The organism is Burkholderia sp. AU16741 (assembly GCF_002223345.1).
Lineage (GTDB): Bacteria > Pseudomonadota > Gammaproteobacteria > Burkholderiales > Burkholderiaceae > Burkholderia > Burkholderia sola.
In genome coordinates this window covers 112,727-134,443 of the sequence record NZ_NKEZ01000007.1, presented here as the reverse complement: position 1 = coordinate 134,443, position 21,717 = coordinate 112,727, and the positions used below count along the sequence as shown (strand labels likewise).

Genomic DNA, 21,717 nt, shown 5'->3' with positions numbered 1-21,717 from the left:
GTCATTTTCTGCCGCGCGAGGGGCACCGTTCCTACGCACTCATTTGTCGTCCCGGGAACATGTCCCCTCCGCACTCACCCCAGCGGTCGCGCCTTGATCCACAGAAACAGCGGCACGCGCGCCCACTGCTTCAGTTGATCCGTATCGGCATGATCGGGCGGCGGCTCGCGCAGCGACACGATCGCGAACCCGGCCGCCTCCAGCGCCTCCATATACGCCTGCAGCGGCAGCGACCAGCCCGCGAAGTGCATCGACAGCCCGTCGCGCGTTTCCACGCCGTCGAAATGCTCGCGCCCGAAATAGCTGCCCGTCAGCACGAACGGCGCATCGGGCTGCGGCCCGGCAAAGCCGCCGCGATCGCGGAACGGATGCACGATGGAGATGAACAGCGTGCCGCCCGGCTTCAGCACGCGGCGCGCCTCGTTCAACGCGTCTTGCATGTCGTCGAGATCCATCAGCACGTTGTACGCCATCACGAGATCGAAGCTGGCGGCATCGAACGGCAGTGCCGCCGCGTCGGCCAGTTGATAGCGATGCGCGGAATCGGCGTGACGCGCCGCATCGAGCATCGCGGGCACCGCGTCGCTCGCGGTCACGTCGTAGCCGAGCGCCTTCAACTCGCGGCTCACGCGGCCTTCGCCGCAGCCGATCTCCAGCGCGACGCCGGTGCCGCGACCGATGTAGGCCGCGAGCCCCGCGCGATATTTCCAGAACGCATCGTGGCCCGGCTTGCCGGCCCAGTCGATCCATTGGTCGGCTACCTGTGTCCAGTGTTCGGTCATGGCTTTCGTGTCGGTCATGCGTGTTCCCGCCCGGTGGGCGTCGTCGGCTCAGGATGTGCATGGTAAGCCGAAGCGCGAACGACGTGCACCGATTACCCCGTTTGGCCAGTTTCCGTTTCCGGTCACGACGTTCTACAGTTACGACACCGCCACCCGTGCCACCGCGCATCGCCTCGTTCGACGATACGCACCCGATTCCGAGGAAAGCCCATGCCAGGTATCTTCTCCGCGCTCGCCGATGCCACGCCGAGCCCCGTCGCGGCTGAAACGCGCATGGTGCACGACGTGGCGACGCTGAAGCTGTCCGACTACCGCTCGGCGGACGGCGCGTCGTGGGTCATCTCGACCATTACGCCGGCCGCCGACAGCGGCGCGAGCATCACGGGCAAGACGTATTTCGACACCGCGAAAGGCCGGACGGTCCCGGTGCCCGACGCGCGCCGCCGCTATGCGAATCGCGGCACGTGGCAGGTCGTCGCGAGTTCGAGCCCGGCCGTCCCCGCGGCAGGCCGTTACGATTGGCTCACGCTCGCATGGCTGCCGATCAACCGGCGGCCGCTGCCGCAAACGCCCGAGCACCTGTATTCGCCGTTCGTTCACGGCGGCACGATCGTTTATCGGTGGAACCCGGCCGCGGAAGGCGGCGAGCAGTTCGGCAACGTGCGAATGATTTTTCCGGAATGGACGCAGCAGGTGGCCGATGCGTTGCGGTCTGCATTGGCTGCAGCGCAGGACGGCGCGCCGTCGGCCCGGCAATTGGCGCTCGACCGCCTGAAAACAGACACGAACCCCATGACCGCCGTGCTCGACTTCGGCGATGCGCTGCGTGAGGAACGGGTGGACCGGATCGTGACACGGCTGCCCGCGCTGCTGCGCGAGAAGGATCCGCACGAGCTGTCGGCGATCGTGTTCCTGTGCCTGTCCGCAGCGCGCGATGAGGACCGGCCGCGTTTCGTCGAAACGATCGACGCGACGATCGCGGGCACGAACGACCGCGCACGCCTGCTCGCGATCGCGTACGGCGCGTTCGCCGCGGGGCGGACGCAATCGGTTCCATTCCGCGACAGCGCGACGAATGCACTCATCAACGACGTATTCGGCGCGCTGAAACAGCGCACGGCCGCGCTCGGCGTGCCGGTCGCGCAAGGGTCGCCGTGGTACGAATTCTTTACCGCGTATCGGCTCGGTGAAGCAGGGGCGGGCAACGGCCAGTAATCGCCCACGAAGCGACGCCGCTGCGAAAGCAATAGCAAATCTCCAACGCCGTTCGTCACTCGCCGCATATTATCTCGACTTCCTCGGTGCAAACCGCCGCGCCAACCCAAACGTGAACATCATGCACGCCTGAGCTGCCGGGGAGGCCCATCACGAGCCGCAACACGCCATTACGTTCGCGAAGGGAACCCTCATGCGCGGCAACCGGTCGAAACGCCGCACGACTGTCGACGGCTCGTCGCCGCGGCGGACGAGCCCGTCTTCTGCCCCGCTCGATCACGTCCATTCTTCCTACTTCATGCTGAGCATCGGTCCCTTCTCGATCCGCGTCGTTGCAGTCGCCGTCGCCGCGCTGCTGGCGTGGCTCGTCGCGCGTGTCATCCAGCGCCGCCCGCCGGACGGGCATCACAAAACCGCGTCGAGCCTGATCCTCGACGCGCTGCTGCTCGGGTTGATTGCCGCGCGTGCCGGTTACGTCGCGCAGTGGTGGCCGGACTATGCGGCGTCACCGCGCGCGATCGTCGCGCTCGGCGACGGCGGCTTCGACGCGCGCATCGGCATCGCGGCCGCGCTGGTGTTCGCCGGCTGGCGCCTGCGCCGCCTGCCCGCATTGCGTCGGCCGGTGCTGGCCGGCATCGTCGCGGGCCTCGGTGCGTGGGGCATCGCGCAAGGCACGCTGGCGACGTTGCAGCGCGGTGCGCCGCCGCTTGCCGAGATGCGGCTCCAGGCGCTCGATTCGACGCCCGTATTGCCGGCTGGCTTCGTCGGCAAGCCGGCCGTCGTGAATCTGTGGGCAACGTGGTGCGCGCCGTGCCGCCGCGAGATGCCGATCCTCGAACAGGCGCAGCGCAACCACCCGGGCATCACCATACTGATGCTCAACCAGGGGGAAAGCGCGCAAGCCGTGCGCGCTTTCCTCGACCAGCAGAGCCTGCGCTTCGACCACGTGCTGCTCGACCCGTCGCTGCATGCGATGCACGCGTATGGTTCGCGCGGGTTGCCGACCACGTTGTTCTTCAACGCAAAAGGCGAGCTCGTCGAATCGCACATGGGCGAGTTGACCGCCGCACGGTTGAAGGACACCGTCACGCAACGCTTCGGGCAGTAACGCCCCGCGGCTGACGAGAAGCCGCGCCACCTGTTCGGTATCGGCCGAATGACACGTCCGTCCAATGACCGGCGCCGCGCACGAATTCGCGTCCGAGCCGCTATTGCGCTACGACACGTCGGTGATGGTGAGTGCCCGGCATTCGCGCGAACGCGCGACGTCGGTGCACGAACTGCTCGATCGCGACTGATGCCGAATTCGTCGGCGGACGGCCAGGCCGCGCTGATCGACCATCTGTTCACGCGGCACGGCGCGCGGATCGACGAGCGGCGCGTTGCTTCATCGACTGCCTGTTGCACTTGATCCGCCAGCATGCGCGCGCCGCTCGAAAGGAGAATGTGCGCTGTTTCGCACGCTCACGCGCGTGATCCGACCGTACGCGCGGCGGCTAGATACGGCACGGCTCGAATCCGGCTGGTCCAGCCGTCCCGGCGTTCGTTCGATGACGAACGCTAGATATGCGATTGATTGACGCGTTTCGAGAGTTGGTCGGCGCTTTCCTTCCGCTCGCTGTACCGATCGACCAGATACGGGCAGACGTCGCGCGTCAGCAGCGTGAACTTCACGAGTTCTTCCATCACGTCCACGACGCGATCGAAATAGGCAGACGGCTTCATCCGCCCCGCCTCGTCGAATTCCATGAACGCCTTGGCCACCGACGACTGGTTCGGGATGGTCAGCATGCGCATCCAGCGCCCGAGCACGCGCATCTGGTTCACCGCGTTGAACGACTGCGAACCGCCGCTCACCTGCATCACCGCGAGCGTCTTGCCCTGCGTCGGCCGCACGGCGCCGACCGACAGCGGAATCCAGTCAATCTGCGCCTTCATGATCCCCGTCATCGCGCCGTGCCGTTCCGGCGAACACCACACCATTCCCTCCGACCACATCACGAGCTCGCGCAGCTCGACCACTTTCGGATGACTGTCGGGCGCGTCGTCGGGCAGCGGTAGGCCGCTCGGATTGAACACACGCACTTCGGCACCCATCGCCACGAGCAGCCGTGCGGCTTCCTCGATCAATAGGCGGCTGAACGAACGCTCGCGCAGCGAACCGTACAGCAGCAAAAGCCGCGGCGGATGCGTCGACGGCGCCGCAGGCCGCAGTTGCACGGCGTCCGGCACACGGAACAGTTCGACGTCGAGTTGCGGCAAGTCGTTCAGGTAGTCGGTCATAGGTAGATGCTCTCGCGATTTCAAGCCCGGCACTCGTACCAGTCCTTCGACCGGTTGACGAGGCGCACGACCAGCAACATCACCGGCACCTCGATCAGCACGCCGACGACGGTGGCCAGCGCCGCGCCGGAATGAAAGCCGAACAGGCTGATCGCGGCCGCGACCGCCAGCTCGAAAAAGTTGGATGCGCCGATCAGCGCCGACGGGCACGCGATGGCGTGCTTTTCGCCGACTGCGCGATTGAGCCAGTATGCGAGCGCGGAATTGAAGAACACCTGGATCAGGATCGGCACCGCGAGCAGCGCGATCACCAGCGGCTGCTTCAAGATCGCTTCACCCTGGAACGCGAACAGCAGCACGAGCGTAGCCAGCAGCGCGGCGATCGACCACGGGCCGATCTTCGTCATCGCGGCATCGAACGCCGCCTGACCATTCGCGAGCAACCGCTTGCGCAGCATCTGCGCGAGGACCACCGGAATGACGATGTAGAGTACGACCGACGTGAGCAGCGTCGCCCACGGTACCGTGATGGCCGACATCCCCAGCAGCAGGCCGACCAGCGGCGCGAACGCGATCACCATGATGCTGTCGTTCAGCGCGACCTGCGACAGCGTAAACAGCGGATCGCCGCCCGTCAGCCGGCTCCACACGAACACCATCGCCGTGCACGGCGCGGCAGCGAGCAGGATCAGCCCGGCGATATAGCTGTCGAGCTGTTCGGTCGGCAGCAGCGGCGCAAACAGATGGCGGATGAACAGCCAGCCGAGGAACGCCATCGAGAACGGCTTGACGAGCCAGTTCACGACGAGCGTGACACCGATGCCTTTCACGTGCCGACGCACTTCATGCAACGCGCCGAAGTCGACCTTGACGAGCATCGGGATGATCATCACCCAGATCAGCAGCCCGACCGGGAGATTGACCTGGGCATACGCGATATGGCCAATCGCCTGAAACAGGCCCGGCAGCACCTGACCGAGCGCAATACCCGCGACGATGCACAGCGCCACCCAGACGGTCAGGTAGCGTTCGAAGAAGTTGATCGCGGGTTGCGCGACCGCCGTACCGGGCGGCGTGACGTTCGGCGTATTCATTGGATGATTCGGTCTTGAAGTCATGGGCAGCCGCCGTTTCGGCACATCGCACTGCGCGCGATCAGTGTTGCGCGATTTCAATCAGCGCTGCCCGGAGTGCGTCGTCATTCATACGATCGAGCGGCAACGCCAGCAACTGCAGCATCCGATAGCCGATTGCTTGCCGTGTCAGTTCGAAGGCGAGACGCTTGCCGTCGTCGCCACCCGTCGCGTTCGACGGATCGGCGTAGCCCCAGTGCACTTTGACCGGGCTGCCCGGCCAGTACGGGCACGTCTCGGACGCCGCACTGTCGCACACCGTGACGACGACGCGCATGTCGGGCGCATCGTCGTCGACGAATTCGTCCCAGCTTTTGCTGCGATACCCGCTGACGTCGACACCGGCATGCGTCAGCGCTTCCAGCGCGAACGGATTCAGACGGCCGCTCGGCGCGCTGCCGGCGCTGTAGGCACGCACATCCTTGCCGAGCGTCGCAGCCCAGTGATTGAGCATGCCCTCGGCCAGCACGCTGCGCGCCGAGTTGTGGGTGCAGAGGATCAGGACGTTCGTGGTCATGGGCGGGGCGCGCGAATGCACGTCAGGATTGACGGGGGCGGTCGGCCTTTCCGGAAGGCGAGCAGCCGGACACCGGCGAGCACGGATTGCCGCCGCAACAGTTTTCCGTGAGATAGCCGAGCAGCCCGTTCATCGTGTCGAAATTCGCGCAATAGACCACGAAACGGCCGTCCTGGTGGCTCGTCACGAGCTGCGCGTGCGCCAGTTCTTTCAGGTGAAAGGACAGCGAGGACGGCGGCACGGCGAGCAGCGTCGCGATCTGGCCGGCCGGCATGCCTTGCGGCCCGGCCTGCACGAGCGCGCGAAAAATCGCGAGGCGGGATTCATGCGCAAGCGCCGCGAGTGCGGCAATGGTTTCGTTCGTTTCCATATTTCTATAATAGTCGAAATATGGAAACGATGGAAGCGATGCTGATGCACGGCGTCGCAAGGACGGTCCTCCGTCGAGGGGAGGCGAGGCGCGTGACACCTCCCCGAAGTCCGTGGGGGATCTACCGCGTATGACTCAGGCCTCGACCGATAGATCGGTGCGGCCCGCTGCCGGTCGCGACGTATCGCGCGTCGCGGCAAGCCATTGCGTGAACTCGGCGGCCGTCATGCCGACGGCGTGGGTCGAATCGATACCGGCGCGGCCGCCGGCGTATCGGCCGCTGAGGCGGCCTGCCGCACTGGCGGCGTCGCACGGCGTGCCGCGGCGTCGCGGCTTGCGCGACCACGGCATTCGACGCCACAGCCATCGCAACCGCCACCGTCTCACCCGCCGACCCGATGCCCGCAACGGGCAATGCACGCGCTTCGCGGACGTGGCTTCCGCCGCCTCCGTCGCGGCGGCTTTCACGCTGGCGTGGCGATGCGGCGGCGTTCGTGCGCGAGTTAGAACGCTATCGGCAGGGCGAGAACGAGATACTCGCGCGGCGTACGGTGGGCCGACCGAAGCCGTCTCTGAAACGCTTTCTGACACATCGACGATGAAACGAGGAGGCGTCGAGCCAATGTGAATGTCCCGGCATCGTTGTGCAGCAAGCATTCCAGGCATCGGCCAAATGGCCAATGCCGATGAATTCGTACATGACCGGTGCCTGACGCCCGATGTTCTCCGCTACATTGGTTGCACGTTTTCGCGGAGAGTCTTGGGCTGCTTCGGCATGCAATGCATGTGATGGAGCGGCGCTCGAAATCGGCTGCGCAAACGAGCGCGGCCCGCAGGTGCTGTTACCACCTGCGGGCCGCTGACCACAACCAACTCATCACCAAGGAGTTGACCATGGCTGGCGCGAATCATAACGCACCAACGTATTTCCGCGATTGTTTTGTCTCCCCGCAATCGCCATTTCAATCTCGCCGCGTCATTCCGCACATCAGGCTGTCCGACATGGCACCACCTGTCGTGTATCTGTGGACGAAACTGTGCGGCCGGTGGATCGAGGCAGCAGGCTTCGATCCCGAGCAGCGCCTGCGAATCGAGGTGTCGCACAAGCGGCTGGTGAGCACGCCGATAGACGACGCGGATTGCGCTTCGGTCAAGAACGCGGGATTCCCCGATATCGATCGCGGAACCGGGCAGCAGCGGCGCTTTTCGATGATGACGGAGGAAGCGTGATGAACGACGACGCATCGAATCAACGCAGCGACAACGTGCCTGACGATTTCGACTACTACGACGTCGGTGAACTGACGGCCAAGTCCGTCCTCGTACTGAAGCTCAATGCATTGATGGCGTCGCGCGGCCTGACCGAAGAAGAGGCTGCGGCCCTCTCCGAAATGGCTCGGCCGGTAGTCACCCCCGAGCAGCGCGAGCGGCTCCGGAACGTGACGCTGGACCAACTGATGCTGACGCTGGCGTCGTTCGGCCAGCATGTGGAAATCGTGGTGAGGCCGGCGAGGGAGTCTGGCCCGGCGGGAATCACGGTTTCAGTCTGACGGCCTAGAGCTCGGCTTCAAGAAGTGTGTGGCAGCCGAAAGCGCATCAGCGCTCGCATGAGGCATGCGTTAGGAATAAATGCTATCGAATTGCATAGCATGACTACGGCCGAGCTCAACGGGCGCCGCCGAAGCGGCTCCGTCGCCACACTCGATCCATTCAACGTGGCGGATTGTTACAGCCAATCGGACCGGGCTGATTTTAAAAACCGGTCGACGTGTCCTCAACGCTGGCCGCACACGATTGCTTCGCCGCTCATAGGTCGAATCCTGAATGGGTGTCTCGACGTTCCAGTAGAGAGGTGTTTCGCGATGCCATTGAAGCAATCCACCAGCGGCCGTACAACGGCGACGAAATCGAACAGGCAACATATCGATTCGACGAGATTGGAAGCCGTCTACGACGACATCAAGAATTCTCTCGATCAATTCGATGTGCTCGAACTACGTCGACTGATCGGTCAAGGGATGGTAACCAACATCGCCTTACGGAACGCAGTTGATTTTCAGCATGAACCGGTCGAGACATTACTCGTAGGTCCGAAACTCCCGTGTCCGACGATCCCACGCAGTATCGTCGAATCGGAGCGCCTCTCTGCCGAGGAATCGGATCGCATCGCACGTGCGATTGACGTATTCGAAAACAAAGGAGTTGCCGCCGCATGGATGCAACTGCCACACGTAGCGTCTCGCTGTACGAGCAACGTGCTCGCCGATCTGCATTTCGACGACGCCAAGGAACTGACCACCAAAGCCGCGCTCGCGCTCACATCGCGCATCGCTTCACCCGTCTAGACGGACGCGACGCTAACCGCAGCGCACTTCAGGCCCGGTCACGCAAACGAGATAATGAGCTTCTTTCCGCATGCGGCAGCGTATTTGCGCAGCGTCGAAAACGACGGCGAATGCTTCTCGCTCGACAGCGAGGCTTCGAGCCTGGATACGGCGGATGTTGTGGTTCCCATTCGCTCCGCGACTTGCGCCTGCGTCAAGCCCGCTCCTTTACGCGCAGCTAGCCGAACGATCTACCCTCCTATGCCACGCTGCACACGCTCGACGCAAAAGAAAAGCCGCTGCCATCACAAACGGCAGCGGCCTCACCCCGCGAATCACACGATCCACCGACTTCCTGACACCCCCGCTTACTGCTGAATCGTCGCCTGCTGAGCGAGCTTGTCGACCACCACCCCGAGCGCACGCTGCTGCGCGTGCGCTTCGAGTTGCTGACGCAGCACGTTCTTCGCTGCTTCAAACGTCGGCACGGTCGTCACGCGCTTCTCGTCTAGCTTCACGATCACATGTGCGTTACCGAGCTGGAACGGCGCCGCGACGGCACCCGACGCATCGCTTGGGATCGCGGTACAGGAAGGCGCAGGCATCGGTCTGCTGCCGGACTTCGTCGTGGACGACGCGCTGCGTTCGGGCGCGCTGCCCGACTACCGCGCGGATGAAGTGGGGATGTTTCCGGTATATCCGTCGCGCCGGTATCTCGATGCGAAGACGCGCGCATGGCTGGACTTCATGAAGCAGGCGCTGCACGCTGCCCTCGGCGGGCAATGCAACGACCATGCTGCGACGCGGCCACACCGGAGCGCCCCGGCGCGACCGCCACCGTCCCCTTACGCCACGGCCTTCACCGCCTGCGCCACGTCAAAGAACGTCGCCTGCACCGCGGCGTCCGCGCGCGCATACGCGCGGTTCACGCCGCTGATCACCGCACGAATCGACGCGGTCGTCAGATTCGCATCGACGCCGACACCGAATGCACTGCCGCGCAACCCCGTACCGGCCAGCTCGGCGATCGCGATCGCCTTCGCGTCGGCGCCCTGCGACAGCGCGCGTTCCTCGTAATGCTGGATTCGCAGCGGCGTATGCAACGCATGCATCAGCGCATCGAGCGGCCCGTTGCCTTCGCCGCGCAGCACGCGGCGCTCGCCGTGCACGTCGGCGGTCAGCACGATCGTCTCGCGGCCATCTCGCTCGGTCAGCTCATGGCCGACGTAACGCAGCGGCGCATCGCTTTCGACGTATTCCTGCTGGAACAACGACCAGATCTGCGCGCTCGTCACCTCGTGCCCGCTGTCGTCGGTCAGGCGCTGCACGGCTGCGCTGAAATCGACCTGCATGCGGCGCGGCAGCGCGACGCCGTAGCCCTGTTCGAGCAGGTACGCGATACCACCCTTGCCCGACTGGCTGTTCACGCGAATGATCGAATCGTACGTGCGGCCGAGATCGTTCGGATCGATCGGCAGATATGGCATTTCCCATACGGCGTCGGCGCGCTGCACCGCGAAGCCCTTCTTGATCGCGTCCTGGTGCGAGCCGGAGAACGCGGTGAACACGAGGTCGCCGACATACGGATGACGCGGGTGGATCGGCAACTGCGTGCATTCCTCGGACGTGCGCGCGACTTCGTTGATCTGCGAGAAATCGAGGCCCGGATCGACGCCCTGCGTGTACAGGTTCAGCGCGAGCGTCACGAGATCGACGTTACCCGTGCGTTCGCCGTTGCCGAACAGGCAACCTTCGATCCGGTCGGCACCGGCCATCACCGCAAGTTCGGCCGCCGCGACCGCGGTGCCGCGATCGTTGTGCGGATGGACGGACAGGATCAGCGAATCGCGGCGCGCGAGGTTGCGGTGCATCCATTCGATCTGGTCCGCGTAGTAATTCGGCGTGCCGATTTCCACCGTGGCCGGCAGGTTCACGATCGACTTGCGCGCCGGCGTCGGCTGCCACACGTCGAACACCGCGTCGCAGACTTCCTTCGCGAACTCGAGTTCGGTCGCCGTAAACGTTTCCGGGCTGTACTGCAGCGTGAACTGCGTGCCGGTCGCCGCATCGGCGCACCGCTTGATCGTGCGCGCGGCGTTCACCGCGAGCTGCTTCACACCGTCGCGATCGAGGCCGAACACGATCTTGCGGAATTCCGGCGCGGTCGCGTTGTACAGGTGCACGATCGCGCGCTTCGCGCCGCGCAGCGACGCGAAGGTGCGCTCGATCAGATCGTCGCGCGCCTGCGTCAGCACTTCGATCGTCACGTCGTCGGGAATGTGACCGCCTTCGATCAGCTCGCGAACGAAGTTGAAATCGGTTTCGGACGCGGACGGGAACGCAACCTCGATTTCCTTGAAGCCGATCGCGACCAGCGTCTTGAACATCCGCATCTTGCGCGTGGCGTCCATCGGTTCAAACAGCGCCTGGTTGCCGTCGCGCAGGTCGGTGCTCATCCAGATCGGCGCCTGCGTGATCGTGCGCGACGGCCACGTGCGGTCGGGCAGATTGACGGGCGTGAACGGCCGGTATTTCGTCGCGGGGTTCTTCAGCATCATGATGTCGGTCCTCGGTCAGTTTGTCGGTGAAACGCGGCGCGGCAGCCTTCGGCGTCAGGAGCCGGCTACATGCGCAGCGGTAAAAACGGCAAAAAATCGGCACAACGGCAAAGCGGTACGGCAAACGACAGCCTTGGCGGTTGAGCGACCGGGACGGAGCGGAGTGATGACGGAAGAAAGACGAACTCAGGCGCCGGTCGACAACCGGGGCCAGGTCGGTGATGCGGGGAAAATCTGGCGCTTCAGGAACGAAGCAGATGGAAAGCGCGCAGCCGCAGACCCAGCCCGGAGAAGCGGGCTAGTAGTCGTAGCGAGAAGAGGAACTGAGCGGCGTGCATGGCCGGCATCAAATCACAGGGTGGCCACGGTTGTCAACCGGGGACGAGTGCGCTTCCGCCTCGCCCGATCCCGCGACACGCGCGTTCGCGCAGAATCAGTCCCGTCCGATAGGCGGCGCCGTCCCCCGTCGATATGCTTCACGGGTGCGGCGCCGGTAAGGCCCTATTCATGTTCGGAGTGAGTCGGTCTGTCCTCTTCGCCGGTCGCCGCACACCCTCCCTTGCGATCGGGTTTCGGTGTGGACGTTCGACGGTGGCCGGTGGGCGCGGCCACGACAGAGATGTCGATGTTGAAACGAAACGCTGCCATATGCGAACGTCGAGCGTCTGCTCCGAAGCCCGATTGCGCCTCGCCCGTCTTGCTCCGCGTTGCGCGCTCTCGCATCATTCAAGAAACCGATATACGTATCGATACCATTTCTCGAATATATCGAAACCCCCTTCATTTAGCACATTTCATTAAATCGATTAGCGCCGCTTTTCGATTTACTGAACAATAACCATTCCTATATGAATATTTTTTTATTTATTTTTCGCCATGCTTTGTATGTCGCGCTTCAAACTGAAAACGTTTGCGCGACAAGGCGCACGCCTTATCCAATAACCATCTGGAGGCAATCATGGCCGACTCTCAAACGTCATCCAATCGCGCCGGCGAGTTTTCGATTCCGTCGAATACCGATTTCCGTGCGATTTTCTTCGCGAATGCAGCCGAGCAACAGCACATCAAGCTTTTTATCGGTGACAGCCAGGAACCCGCCGCGTATCACAAGCTGACGACGCGCGACGGCCCGCGCGAAGCCACGCTGAATTCCGGCAACGGCAAGATCCGTTTCGAAGTGTCGGTAAACGGGAAGAAATCGGCGACCGATGCGCGCCTCGCGCCGATCACCGGCAAGAAATCGGACGGCTCGCCGTTCACGGTCAACTTCGGGATCGTCGTGTCGGAAGACGGCCACGACAGCGACTACAACGACGGAATCGTCGTGCTCCAGTGGCCGATCGGCTGACCTGACGCGCAATCGACGGTCGATCTCTGCCAGCCGCCTCCGTGGCGGCCGGCGGGTTTGCGCCGCGTTCCGCGGACCCTCACGCCCCATCCAGAAAAAACCGCCTCATCACCGGAGACGTCCATGCCGCTCCTTTCCGCTTCGATCGTCAGCGCGCCCGTCGCGACGTCGGAGCGTTACGTCGATATCCCGGGCCTGTACATCGACATCGCGAAGGCCGGGATTCGCGACGGGAAACTGCAGGTCACCCTCAACGTGCCGACACCTTACGCGACCGGCAACAACTTCCCCGGCATCTATTTCGCGATCGCGACCGACAAGGGTGTCGTCGCGGACGGCTGCTTCACCTATTCGTCGAAGGTGCCCGAAAGCACCGGACGCATGCCGTTCACGCTCGTCGCGACGATCGACGTCGGCAGCGGCGTCACGTTCGTGAAGGGCCAGTGGAAAAGCGTGCGCGGCAGTGCGATGCATATCGATTCGTACGCGAGCCTGTCCGCGATCGGGGAAGCGGCCACGCCATCGCCGTCGCAAGGCGGCGGCAATCCGGGCACCGAAACCGGTGGCGGCGGATCGGGCAACATTGGCGGCGGCGAACGCGACGGCACGTTCAACCTGCCGCCGAACATCAAGTTCGGCGTCACCGCACTCGCCCACGCGGCGAATGACCAGACGATCGACATCTACATCGACGACGACCCGAAACCCGCCGCGACGTTCAAGGGCACCGGCGTGCAGGACCAGAACCTCGGCACGAAGGTGCTCGACTCGGGCAAGGGACGCGTGCGCGTGATCGTGATGGCGAACGGCAGGCCGTCGCGGCTCGGCTCGCGGCAGGTCGACATTTTCAAGAAGTCTTATTTCGGGATCGTCGGGTCGGAAGATGGCGCCGACGACGACTACAACGACGGCATCGTGTTCCTGAACTGGCCGCTCGGCTGAGCAGCGGCGGTGGCGAAACATCGCAATGGCTACGCCCACCCTGCATTGCGAATCGTTCGAACAGTCATTTGCAGTTCCACGCTCAGCGCCGCGCGCGGCCCGGTGAAATCGGTTCACCGGCCGCGCGGCGCGAGACTTTCCATCAAGACGAGGACGACATGTCACAACCTTTTACCCACGACGACCTGTACGCGCTGCTGCAACTCGCGGGCAACGACGCCACTGCCGTGCAGGCCAATGGAGATCAGGCGGTGCTCGACCGGATGCGTCAGTTCATGACCGCGCAGCTCGTCGATAAACTGCCGCAGTACGACGTGTTCGTCGATATCGCGACGATCCCGTACAGCTTCGACGTCGGCAGCTGGCAGAACAAGGTGAAAACCGATGCGACCGGCCAGGTCGTCGCGTGCACGGTGACGTGGGCCGGCGCGCCGGGCGTGTTGCCCGGCGCCGCGGCGAAGTTCGGCGTCGGCGCGGTGGTCAATTACTTCTCGCAAGCGACGCCGCAACCCGTGCAGCCGGAGCCCGTGCCGACCGGCGGCGGCGAACGCGACGGCGTCTTCAACCTGCCGCCGAACATCGCCTTCGGCGTGACCGCGCTGGTCAATTCGTCCGCGCAGCAGACGATCGAGGTCTTCGTCGACGACAATCCGAAGCCGGCCGCGATGTTCCAGGGCGCCGGCACGCAGGACGCGAACCTGAACACGCAGATCGTGAACTCCGGCAAGGGCAAGGTGCGTGTGGTCGTGACGGCGAACGGCAAGCCGTCGCAGATCGGCTCGCGTCAGGTCGACATCTTCAAGAAGACCTACTTCGGGCTGGTCGGATCGGAAGATGGCGGCGACGGCGACTACAACGACGGCATCGCGATCCTGAACTGGCCGCTGGGTTGAACCGCAGGCGCCTGACGGTCGTCGCCACGCCGCCCGGCGTGGCGATTGGCCGGTGTGCCTCGGCCCTCTGCGAGCGCAGGCTCGCACCGATCACCCCGCCTGCGGCCCGGCAGCCGTCGACATCGCCACCGGCTGCGCGAACGCGGCCGACGCCAGTTGCGTGCGTGCGTCACGCGCCACGCGGTTGAACGCCACGCGCTGCGCGCCCTTCAGCTGCGCCGCTTTGGCTGCATGCACGAGTTCGATCGGATCGACGAGACGGGCATGCCGACGAACCTCGAAATGCAGATGCGGGCCGGTCGCCGTGCCCGTGCTGCCGACCGCGCCGACGCGTTGACCGCGCATGACGCGCGCGCCGGTTCGCAACGTCGGCTCGAACGCCGACAGGTGCGCGTAGTACGACGCGTAACCGCCGTCATGGCGAATCACCACGTACTTGCCGTAGCCGCGCGGCTCGGTGCCGATGAACGTCACGACGCCGCGCTCCGACGCATGAACGGCGCGGCCGGCAGGCGCCGCGAGATCGACGCCCGAATGCACGTGACGCGCCCCGCTCACCGGATGCACGCGCGTGCCGAATTGCGAGCTGATGCGCGTCGCGGCGACCGGCATCGCGAAGCGCGCGCCGGCGAGCGGCATGCCGTCGAGTTCGTAATAGGCACCCGGCGAGCCGGCCTGCGGCGCGAACCACACGGCCGCGACACTCTGCCCGCGAAAGCGGACGTCGAGCGCCGTCACGCGTACGCGGCCCGGCCGCGCTGCGTCGTGGTCGGGCTCGAATGCCACGCGGAACGTATCGCCCCGCGCGCCGTGCTGCGTCGGATCGACGCGCCCGGCCAGCACGCGGACGACCTGCGCGGCGACGCCGGCCGGCAGATCCGCGCGCGCCAGCGACGCGTGCAGGCTGTCGACGATCGCGCCGGCCCGCGTGCCGCGATCCGGCTGCGCGAACGTGAACGGCTCGGCGGATGCCAGATCGACCGCGCCTCGCGCCCACGCCGACTGCACGCCCGTCGCCGGCAGCGCCGACGCCAGCCCGTAATGGAACCGCGACGCATAACCGCGTTCGACCGCGTCGCGCGCGGTCTCGCACAGCACGCGATACGCGACGCAGGCGCCAAAGCGCGCCACCGGATCGCCGCGCCCGATGCCGGTCGACACGTTCAACGCGTGCGACACGTACGCGACGTCGAGCGGCGCGGACGATGCACGCAGGCCGCCCCACGTCGTACGCGCGGAATTGAAGAAAGGCACGTCGTCAAGGTCGGTGGTTTCCGCCGTCGCGGGCGCGACCGGCGCGGCGTCGTGAAACGCCTGCGCTGCCGCGCCCTGTGCGCCGGCCACGCAGGCCGCCGCGACGATGCCGCGCAGTAATGCACGGCCAATCGGGAAACGGTGATCGCCGCGAGGTGCGGGTCGACCTTGCTCGCGTGCGACACGTAAACGCAGGTCTGACCGCATGACGTCGTCACTCGCTATTCATTGAAAAATCGGGAAAAAACCAGGCTTCGCGGAGGAACGATCGGCGCGATCCGGCTACTCGAAAGCAAGTGTATCGGCGCGGTCGAAACGGCCAAATAGGACTTGTCTTATTTTCTTGAAAGCCAGCTTAATACTCGTACTAAAACAACGCAGTCGTGACGCCACGCATTCGCGCCGAACCCGCGCTGCCGTGTACAGTCGAGGGCTGCCGGCGCGCGACACGCGCCGAGCACTGTGTGTTCAAAACCGGAATCCCGTCATGTTTCTCGACCATCTTCATCCGGAACGCTGGACGTTCCTGTGGAACGCGTTGTCCGCCCTCTCCCTCAAGCTGTCCGCCGGCCTGGCGCTGCTCATCGCCGGCTGGTGGCTGTCGAAACGCGTCGGCAACTGGTTGAACCGGCTGCTCTCGAACAAGGAGCGCGTCGACGACACGCTGCGGCCGATCCTCTGCGACGTCGCGGTGTGGGGCATCCGCATCGTCGCGATCGTCGGCGCGCTGTCGCAGCTCGGCATCGAAACCGCGAGCATCGTCGCGGTGCTCGGCGCGGCCGGCCTCGCCATCGGGCTCGCGCTGCAGGGCACGATGCAGAACATCGCGGCCGGCATCATGCTTCTGCTGCTGCGGCCGTTCAAGGTGGGCGACTACATCGACGGCGGCTCGGGCGTCGCGGGCACCGTCGACGAGGTCGGGCTCTTCATGACGCGTCTCACCAAGCCGGACGGCATCTGCGAGTACGTGCCGAACAGCGCGCTGTGGGGCAGCTCGATCCGCAACTACACGCGCAACCCGACGCGCCGCCTCGATCTCGAAGTGGAAGTGTCCGTGCACGACGACATCGATCGCGCGCTCGACGCGCTGCGTGCGCTGGCCGCGGCCGATCCCGACGTGCTGCAGGACCCCGCGCCGGACGTGATGGTGATGCGCTTCGACGACAGCACGGCCGTCGCGAACATGCGCGTGTGGACGTATACCGACACGTTCTGGGCGATGCGCTGGCGCCTCGCGCGCCAGGTACGCAAGGCGCTCGCCGAGGCGGACTGCGCGCTGCCGATCCGCACACGGGAATTGCACATCGTGCACGACGCGGAGCGTCGCACCGGCGATGCACGCGTGCGGGTTTCGTAAGGCAGCGGCGCACGGCGTTGCATCCTGACGACGTCCAGCACCCACCTTCCGGCCGCTCCTGTACGTGAACACCGAGATCGCGCCGTGCCTCAGCTCGCCCTGCGGCGCGAAGCGCGTTTCGCCGATCACGCCGCGATAGACTGTGACCGGCACCTTCGCCGGTTTCCTTGAGCGCGTGCTGACGAATCCGGCTGGCGTGTCGTCGATCCAGTCGAGCCTCGCGTTGCGCGAGGTGAAGTTCTCGTCGCGCGTGCCGGTGCCGACGCATGATCGCTCATGCTTTCAAGCGCCCGCGCACGGGCATCCGCTGTCGATCGTCATCCCATGGAGCGCTACCCGATGAAACGTTACTCTCCCGCCGCATCGTTTGCCGCCGCGATGGCTTGCGTGTTCGCATTGAGCGCCTGTGCGGCGCAATCGTCCGCGCCGGCCAACGCGTCCGCGCGGCCCGATACCGCCGCGCAGGCGGCCCCCCCGCTGGTCGGCGGCGATCGCGACGCGCACGGCTGCATCGGCTCGGCCGGCTACGCGTGGTGCGCGCGGACGCAACAATGCGAGCGTCCGTGGGAACTCGCGAAGGCGCAGGGCTTTGCGAATTCGGCACAGGCTTATGAGCAGTTCTGCGCGAACGGCGGAACGAAGTGAAGTGAGGTTAACTGATGTAACTGTGAACGGATCGCGGTGCAACGCCGCGATCCGATGAGGTTCCGGTCTGGTGCATGGCATGCGAATCGCACGCATCCCACCCCGCCGACCCCGATCGATTTTCCCCGCGTCGCGCACCGTCATTCCGGAAACCCGGACGCACAAAAAACCCCACGAAAACGGGGATATTCGTCGTCTGCGACACGTTGTCCGAGTTCGGTTATATTACGCGCCCCTTGCCAACCCGCCCCCGCAAAACGCGTCGCGCGCGGCCTCTTTCAACGCAGCCGGAAGCGCCGTCCGCTCGGGCTTGCCGTCAGGGCCCCGGCGCGTGGCGCACCGTCGCGACGCAGGCGCTAGTCTGCTCGCGGGAGCCGATCCGAAGGTGTCCTTCCGAATGGCTTCACGTGCGCAAATGCAACGACGCGCATCGCCGATCCGGAATTCCGGATTCGTGATCCGGATCTCCGGACCCGTGTTTCGGCACAACGGAACCGCACGCCGGGCGGCATGGCAAACCGATGCTTCCAAGTTGAAAAAGGGATCTGCTGTGATCAAAACGTTACGGGTAATACTGTCGGCGCTCGCGCTGTGCGTCGCGACATCGTCCGCGCACGCCGCCGACCCGAAGAAGGTCGACGTCCTGCTGGTGGGCGGCGGCATCATGAGCTCGACGCTCGGCGTGTGGCTGCACGAACTCCAGCCCGACTGGTCGATGACGATGGTCGAGCGCCTCGACGGCGTCGCGCTGGAAAGCTCGAACGGCTGGAACAACGCCGGCACCGGCCACTCGGCGCTCGCCGAACTGAACTACACGCCGGAGAAGGCGGACGGCAAGGTCGACATCTCGAAGGCGATCGAGATCAACGAGTCGTTCCAGATCTCGCGCCAGTTCTGGGCGTGGCAGGTCAAGCAAGGCGTGCTGAAGAACCCGCACGCGTTCATCAACTCGACGCCGCACATGAGCTTCGTCTGGGGCGACGACAACGTCCGCTTCCTGAAGAAGCGCTACGAAGCGCTGCAGGCGAGCCCGTTGTTCCGCGGGATGCAGTATTCGGAAGACTACGACCAGATCAAGAAGTGGGTGCCGCTGATGATGGAAGGTCGCGACCGCAAGCAGAAGGTGGCCGCGACGTGGACGCCGATCGGCACCGACGTGAACTTCGGCGAGATCACGCGCCAGTTCGTCGGCTACCTGAAGACGCAGCCGAACTTCACGCTGTCGCTGTCGAGCGAAGTGCGCGAGATCACGCGCAACGCCGACGGCACGTGGCACGTGTCGTGGGTGAAGCTGCATTCCGACGAACCGCCGCAATCGGTCGACGCGAAGTTCGTGTTCATCGGCGCGGGCGGCGGTGCGCTGCACCTGCTGCAAGCGTCGGGCATTCCCGAAGCGAAGGACTACGGCGCGTTCCCGGTCGGCGGCTCGTTCCTCGTGACCGACAACCCCGAGGTCGTGAAGCAGCACCTCGCGAAGGCCTACGGCAAGGCGTCGGTCGGCTCGCCGCCGATGTCGGTACCGCACCTCGACACGCGGATCATCGACGGCAAGAAGATCATCCTGTTCGGGCCGTTCGCGACGTTCTCGACCAAGTTCCTGAAGAACGGCTCGTACTTCGACCTCGCGAAGAGCACCAACCTGCACAACGTCGCGCCGATGATGCGCGTGGGTGTCGACGAATTCCCGCTGGTGCAGTACCTCGCCGGCCAGCTGATGCTGTCCGACGACGACCGCTTTAACGCGCTGAAGGAATACTTCCCGAACGCGAAGAAGGAAGACTGGCGCCTGTGGCAAGCCGGCCAGCGCGTGCAGATCATCAAGCGCGATCCGGTCAAGGGCGGCGTGCTGAAGCTCGGCACCGAGATCGTCGCGTCGCAGGACGGCAGCATCGCGGGCCTGCTCGGCGCGTCGCCGGGCGCATCGACCGCCGCGCCGATCATGCTGAACCTGATGAGGAAGGTGTTCAAGGACAAGGTCGCGACGCCCGAGTGGCAGCAGAAGATCCGCCAGATCGTGCCGAGCTACGGCACCAAGCTGAACGACAGCCCGGCGAAGGTCGTCGAGGAATGGACCTATACGAGCGACGTGCTGCAGCTGTCGCCGCCGCCGAAGATCGACCTCGGCGCGCCGTCGCAGGCTACCGGCGCCGCGCCGGCCCGCCCGGCGAAGGCGTCGGCCGACATGGCGCTGTAACGCGTCCGACGCTGCGCGGCACCCGCGCGGCACTCATGCGGCACCGTTATGCCGCCCGACACGGCCGCCCTCCGGGGCGGCCGTTTTTCGTGGCGCGCGCCGGGCGCAAGCACCGGCTTCCGCTAGAATTGCGGCACGCGCGACCCCGTCGCCGCCCGATCCATCATCCGCATCGATACAACCCGAGCCACCGCCGGTGCGGCCCGCGCCCGAGCCGCGCGAGCGCCGCCCGCCGTGGCCGCGCCCGCCCGGGCGCGCCATCAACCGAATTCAGCTGGAGAAAGACCGTGTTTACCTGCCGAAACCAGAGCTGCGGCACGCAGTGGGAGCAGTCCGACGTCGTCATCAAGGACGAAGGCCAGGGGCTGCTGTTCCGCTGCCCGCTGTGCGGCGCCCGCAACTATCTCGAACGCTTCGAGGACGACGAAGGCAACGTCGTCTACGAGCAGATGGAAGGCCGCCCCTACCTCGGAGACATCTCTTGACCCAACCGACCGCCACGCCGTTCAGCGCGCTGCCGCTGACGCCCGCCACGCTCGCGAACCTCGCGCAGCTCGGCTATGTCGACATGACGCCGATCCAGGCCGCGAGCCTGCCGGTCGCGCTGGCCGGCCAGGACCTGATCGCGCAGGCGAAGACGGGCAGCGGCAAGACCGCCGCGTTCTCGCTCGCGCTGCTCGCGCGCCTCGATACGCGCCGTTTCGACGTGCAGGCGATGATCCTGTGCCCGACGCGCGAACTCGCCGACCAGGTCGCGCAGGAAGTGCGCCGCCTCGCGCGCGCCGAGGAGAACGTGAAGGTGCTGACGCTGTGCGGCGGCACGCCGATGCGTCCGCAGGCGCAAAGCCTCGAGCACGGCGCGCACATCGTCGTCGGCACGCCGGGCCGCATCATGGATCACCTCGATCGCGGCAACCTGAAGCTCGACGCGCTGAATACGCTGGTGCTCGACGAAGCCGACCGGATGCTCGACATGGGCTTCTTCGACGACATCGCGAAGGTCGCGCGGATGTGCCCGACGACGCGCCAGACACTGCTGTTCTCCGCGACCTATCCGGACGGCATCGCGAAGCTGAGCCAGCAGTTCCTGCGCAATCCGAAGGAAATCAAGCTCGCGGAACGCCATGACGACAGCAAGATCCGGCAGCGCTTCTATGAAGTGACCGAGGACGAGCGGCTGCATGCGGTCGGCCAGTTGCTGAACCACTACCGGCCGGTGAGCACGATCGCGTTCTGCAACACCAAGCAGCAGTGCCGCGACCTGCTCGACGTGCTGCACGCGCAGGGCTTCCACGCGCTCGCGCTGCACGGCGAGCTCGACCAGCGCGAGCGCGACCAGGTGCTGATCCAGTTCGCGAACCGCAGTTGCTCGGTGCTGGTGGCGACCGACGTCGCCGCGCGCGGGCTCGACATCGCGCAGCTCGAGGCGGTGATCAACGTCGACGTGACGCCCGACCCGGAAGTGCACGTGCACCGCATCGGCCGCACGGGCCGCGCGGATCAGGACGGCTGGGCGCTGAGCCTCGCGAGCATGGACGAGATGGGCCGCGTCGGCGCGATCGAACAGGCGCAGAAGCGCGAGGTCGAATGGCATCCGCTCGCGGAGCTCAAGCCGGCGGACGACAGCGTGCTGCTGCCGCCGATGGAAACGCTGCAGATCCTCGGCGGGCGCAAGGACAAGATCCGTCCGGGCGACGTGCTCGGCGCGCTGACCGGCGACGCCGGATTCGACGGCAAGCAGATCGGCAAGATCAACGTGACCGAGTTCTCGACCTATGTCGCGATCGAGCGCGGCGTCGCGCGCGACGCGCTGCGCAAGCTCAATGCGGGGAAGATCAAGGGCAAGCGGGTCAAGGTCCGCTTGATGGACGAGGAGTAAGCGGCGCGCGGCGCGGGCGGTCG

The 21,717-nt window shown here is 65.4% G+C and carries 22 protein-coding genes and 3 pseudogenes; 16 read left to right on the top strand and 9 right to left on the bottom strand.

Going from position 1 to position 21,717, the window contains the following annotated elements:
* Window positions 1-74: 74 nt before the first annotated feature.
* The gene (locus tag CFB89_RS17460; RefSeq protein WP_089468936.1) at window positions 75-800 is read right to left on the bottom strand and encodes a class I SAM-dependent methyltransferase; all 726 of its coding nucleotides are present in this window, start codon (window positions 798-800) and stop codon (window positions 75-77) included.
* A 192-nt stretch (window positions 801-992) separates the two neighbouring features.
* Between CFB89_RS17460 and CFB89_RS17455 the strand changes: the two genes are divergently transcribed.
* The 3 genes from CFB89_RS17455 to CFB89_RS35360 all read left to right on the top strand — a co-directional run bounded on the left by CFB89_RS17455 (window position 993) and on the right by CFB89_RS35360 (window position 3,295).
* Window positions 993-1,997, top strand: a complete 1,005-nt coding sequence (locus CFB89_RS17455) for a hypothetical protein (RefSeq protein ID WP_089468935.1) — start codon at window positions 993-995, stop codon at window positions 1,995-1,997.
* Window positions 1,998-2,295: 298 nt separating this feature from the next.
* The gene (locus CFB89_RS17450) at window positions 2,296-3,105 is read left to right on the top strand and encodes a TlpA disulfide reductase family protein (RefSeq protein ID WP_089468934.1); all 810 of its coding nucleotides are present in this window, start codon (window positions 2,296-2,298) and stop codon (window positions 3,103-3,105) included.
* 64 nt (window positions 3,106-3,169) lie between these two features.
* Window positions 3,170-3,295 carry a hypothetical protein gene (locus tag CFB89_RS35360; protein WP_256979693.1) on the top strand — a complete coding sequence of 42 codons (126 nt, stop codon included), beginning with the start codon at window positions 3,170-3,172 and terminating at the stop codon, window positions 3,293-3,295.
* Window positions 3,296-3,557: 262 nt separating this feature from the next.
* Here the strand turns inward: CFB89_RS35360 and arsH are convergent, their stop codons facing one another.
* The 4 genes from arsH to CFB89_RS17425 form a co-directional block, all read right to left on the bottom strand.
* Complete coding sequence (gene arsH, locus CFB89_RS17440) at window positions 3,558-4,280, bottom strand: arsenical resistance protein ArsH (protein ID WP_089468933.1); 723 nt, start codon at window positions 4,278-4,280, stop codon at window positions 3,558-3,560.
* 20 nt (window positions 4,281-4,300) lie between these two features.
* Window positions 4,301-5,374, bottom strand: coding sequence for an ACR3 family arsenite efflux transporter (arsB, locus tag CFB89_RS17435; protein WP_089468932.1), 1,074 nt, complete (start codon window positions 5,372-5,374; stop codon window positions 4,301-4,303).
* Window positions 5,375-5,435: 61 nt separating this feature from the next.
* Window positions 5,436-5,930, bottom strand: a complete 495-nt coding sequence (locus CFB89_RS17430) for an arsenate reductase ArsC (protein WP_089468931.1) — start codon at window positions 5,928-5,930, stop codon at window positions 5,436-5,438.
* Window positions 5,931-5,952: 22 nt separating this feature from the next.
* Window positions 5,953-6,300: a helix-turn-helix transcriptional regulator gene (locus tag CFB89_RS17425; RefSeq protein ID WP_089468930.1), complete on the bottom strand. Its 348-nt coding sequence runs from the start codon at window positions 6,298-6,300 to the stop codon at window positions 5,953-5,955.
* Window positions 6,301-7,194: 894 nt separating this feature from the next.
* On the opposite strand from CFB89_RS17425, the gene CFB89_RS17415 reads away from it, so the two are divergent.
* The 3 genes from CFB89_RS17415 to CFB89_RS34330 all read left to right on the top strand — a co-directional run bounded on the left by CFB89_RS17415 (window position 7,195) and on the right by CFB89_RS34330 (window position 8,645).
* Window positions 7,195-7,530 carry a SymE family type I addiction module toxin gene (locus tag CFB89_RS17415; protein ID WP_089469414.1) on the top strand — a complete coding sequence of 112 codons (336 nt, stop codon included), beginning with the start codon at window positions 7,195-7,197 and terminating at the stop codon, window positions 7,528-7,530.
* Window positions 7,530-7,850, top strand: coding sequence for a helix-turn-helix domain-containing protein (locus CFB89_RS17410; RefSeq protein ID WP_089468928.1), 321 nt, complete (start codon window positions 7,530-7,532; stop codon window positions 7,848-7,850). Before CFB89_RS17415 ends, CFB89_RS17410 begins: the two co-directional genes overlap by 1 nt.
* A gap of 99 nt (window positions 7,851-7,949) precedes the next feature.
* Window positions 7,950-8,645 carry a hypothetical protein gene (locus CFB89_RS34330; RefSeq protein WP_144030125.1) on the top strand — a complete coding sequence of 232 codons (696 nt, stop codon included), beginning with the start codon at window positions 7,950-7,952 and terminating at the stop codon, window positions 8,643-8,645.
* A gap of 38 nt (window positions 8,646-8,683) precedes the next feature.
* On the opposite strand, the pseudogene CFB89_RS17405 reads toward CFB89_RS34330, so the two are convergent.
* Together CFB89_RS17405 and CFB89_RS17400 are read right to left on the bottom strand one after the other, a co-directional pair.
* Window positions 8,684-8,866: pseudogene (locus tag CFB89_RS17405) on the bottom strand (helix-turn-helix transcriptional regulator); the annotation flags it as partial.
* Between the two features lie 126 nt (window positions 8,867-8,992).
* Entirely contained in the window at window positions 8,993-9,229 is a 237-nt protein-coding gene (locus CFB89_RS17400) for a hypothetical protein (RefSeq protein WP_256979692.1), read from the bottom strand.
* A gap of 22 nt (window positions 9,230-9,251) precedes the next feature.
* On the opposite strand from CFB89_RS17400, the pseudogene CFB89_RS35775 reads away from it, so the two are divergent.
* Window positions 9,252-9,326: pseudogene (locus CFB89_RS35775) on the top strand (hypothetical protein); the annotation flags it as partial.
* Between the two features lie 143 nt (window positions 9,327-9,469).
* On the opposite strand, the gene leuA reads toward CFB89_RS35775, so the two are convergent.
* Window positions 9,470-11,179 (bottom strand): 2-isopropylmalate synthase, encoded by a 1,710-nt coding sequence (gene leuA, locus CFB89_RS17390; protein WP_179233487.1) that lies wholly within the window; start codon window positions 11,177-11,179, stop codon window positions 9,470-9,472.
* A 961-nt stretch (window positions 11,180-12,140) separates the two neighbouring features.
* Here leuA and CFB89_RS17385 point away from each other — a divergent pair.
* The 3 genes from CFB89_RS17385 (at window position 12,141) to CFB89_RS17375 (ending at window position 14,365) form a co-directional block, all read left to right on the top strand.
* Window positions 12,141-12,530 (top strand): fucose-binding lectin II, encoded by a 390-nt coding sequence (locus CFB89_RS17385; RefSeq protein ID WP_089468926.1) that lies wholly within the window; start codon window positions 12,141-12,143, stop codon window positions 12,528-12,530.
* 123 nt (window positions 12,531-12,653) lie between these two features.
* Entirely contained in the window at window positions 12,654-13,472 is an 819-nt protein-coding gene (locus CFB89_RS17380; RefSeq protein WP_089468925.1) for a fucose-binding lectin II, read from the top strand.
* A 158-nt stretch (window positions 13,473-13,630) separates the two neighbouring features.
* Window positions 13,631-14,365, top strand: a complete 735-nt coding sequence (locus CFB89_RS17375) for a fucose-binding lectin II (RefSeq protein ID WP_089468924.1) — start codon at window positions 13,631-13,633, stop codon at window positions 14,363-14,365.
* Window positions 14,366-14,455: 90 nt separating this feature from the next.
* Here CFB89_RS17375 and CFB89_RS17370 read toward each other — a convergent pair whose 3' ends face one another.
* The gene (locus CFB89_RS17370) at window positions 14,456-15,826 is read right to left on the bottom strand and encodes a M23 family metallopeptidase (protein WP_089468923.1); all 1,371 of its coding nucleotides are present in this window, start codon (window positions 15,824-15,826) and stop codon (window positions 14,456-14,458) included.
* Between the two features lie 280 nt (window positions 15,827-16,106).
* On the opposite strand from CFB89_RS17370, the gene CFB89_RS17365 reads away from it, so the two are divergent.
* From CFB89_RS17365 to dbpA, 6 genes and pseudogenes are all read left to right on the top strand, one after another.
* The gene (locus CFB89_RS17365) at window positions 16,107-16,976 is read left to right on the top strand and encodes a mechanosensitive ion channel family protein (RefSeq protein WP_089468922.1); all 870 of its coding nucleotides are present in this window, start codon (window positions 16,107-16,109) and stop codon (window positions 16,974-16,976) included.
* 154 nt (window positions 16,977-17,130) lie between these two features.
* A pseudogene (locus CFB89_RS35660) lies at window positions 17,131-17,238 on the top strand (Lrp/AsnC family transcriptional regulator); the annotation flags it as partial.
* Between the two features lie 77 nt (window positions 17,239-17,315).
* Complete coding sequence (locus CFB89_RS17355; protein WP_179233461.1) at window positions 17,316-17,621, top strand: hypothetical protein; 306 nt, start codon at window positions 17,316-17,318, stop codon at window positions 17,619-17,621.
* A 550-nt stretch (window positions 17,622-18,171) separates the two neighbouring features.
* On the top strand, window positions 18,172-19,815 hold the full coding sequence (gene mqo, locus CFB89_RS17350) for a malate dehydrogenase (quinone) (protein ID WP_089468920.1): 1,644 nt from the start codon (window positions 18,172-18,174) through the stop codon (window positions 19,813-19,815).
* 287 nt (window positions 19,816-20,102) lie between these two features.
* Complete coding sequence (locus CFB89_RS17345) at window positions 20,103-20,300, top strand: hypothetical protein (RefSeq protein ID WP_089468919.1); 198 nt, start codon at window positions 20,103-20,105, stop codon at window positions 20,298-20,300.
* Complete coding sequence (gene dbpA, locus CFB89_RS17340) at window positions 20,297-21,694, top strand: ATP-dependent RNA helicase DbpA (protein ID WP_089468918.1); 1,398 nt, start codon at window positions 20,297-20,299, stop codon at window positions 21,692-21,694. Before CFB89_RS17345 ends, dbpA begins: the two co-directional genes overlap by 4 nt.
* Window positions 21,695-21,717: the final 23 nt, after the last annotated feature.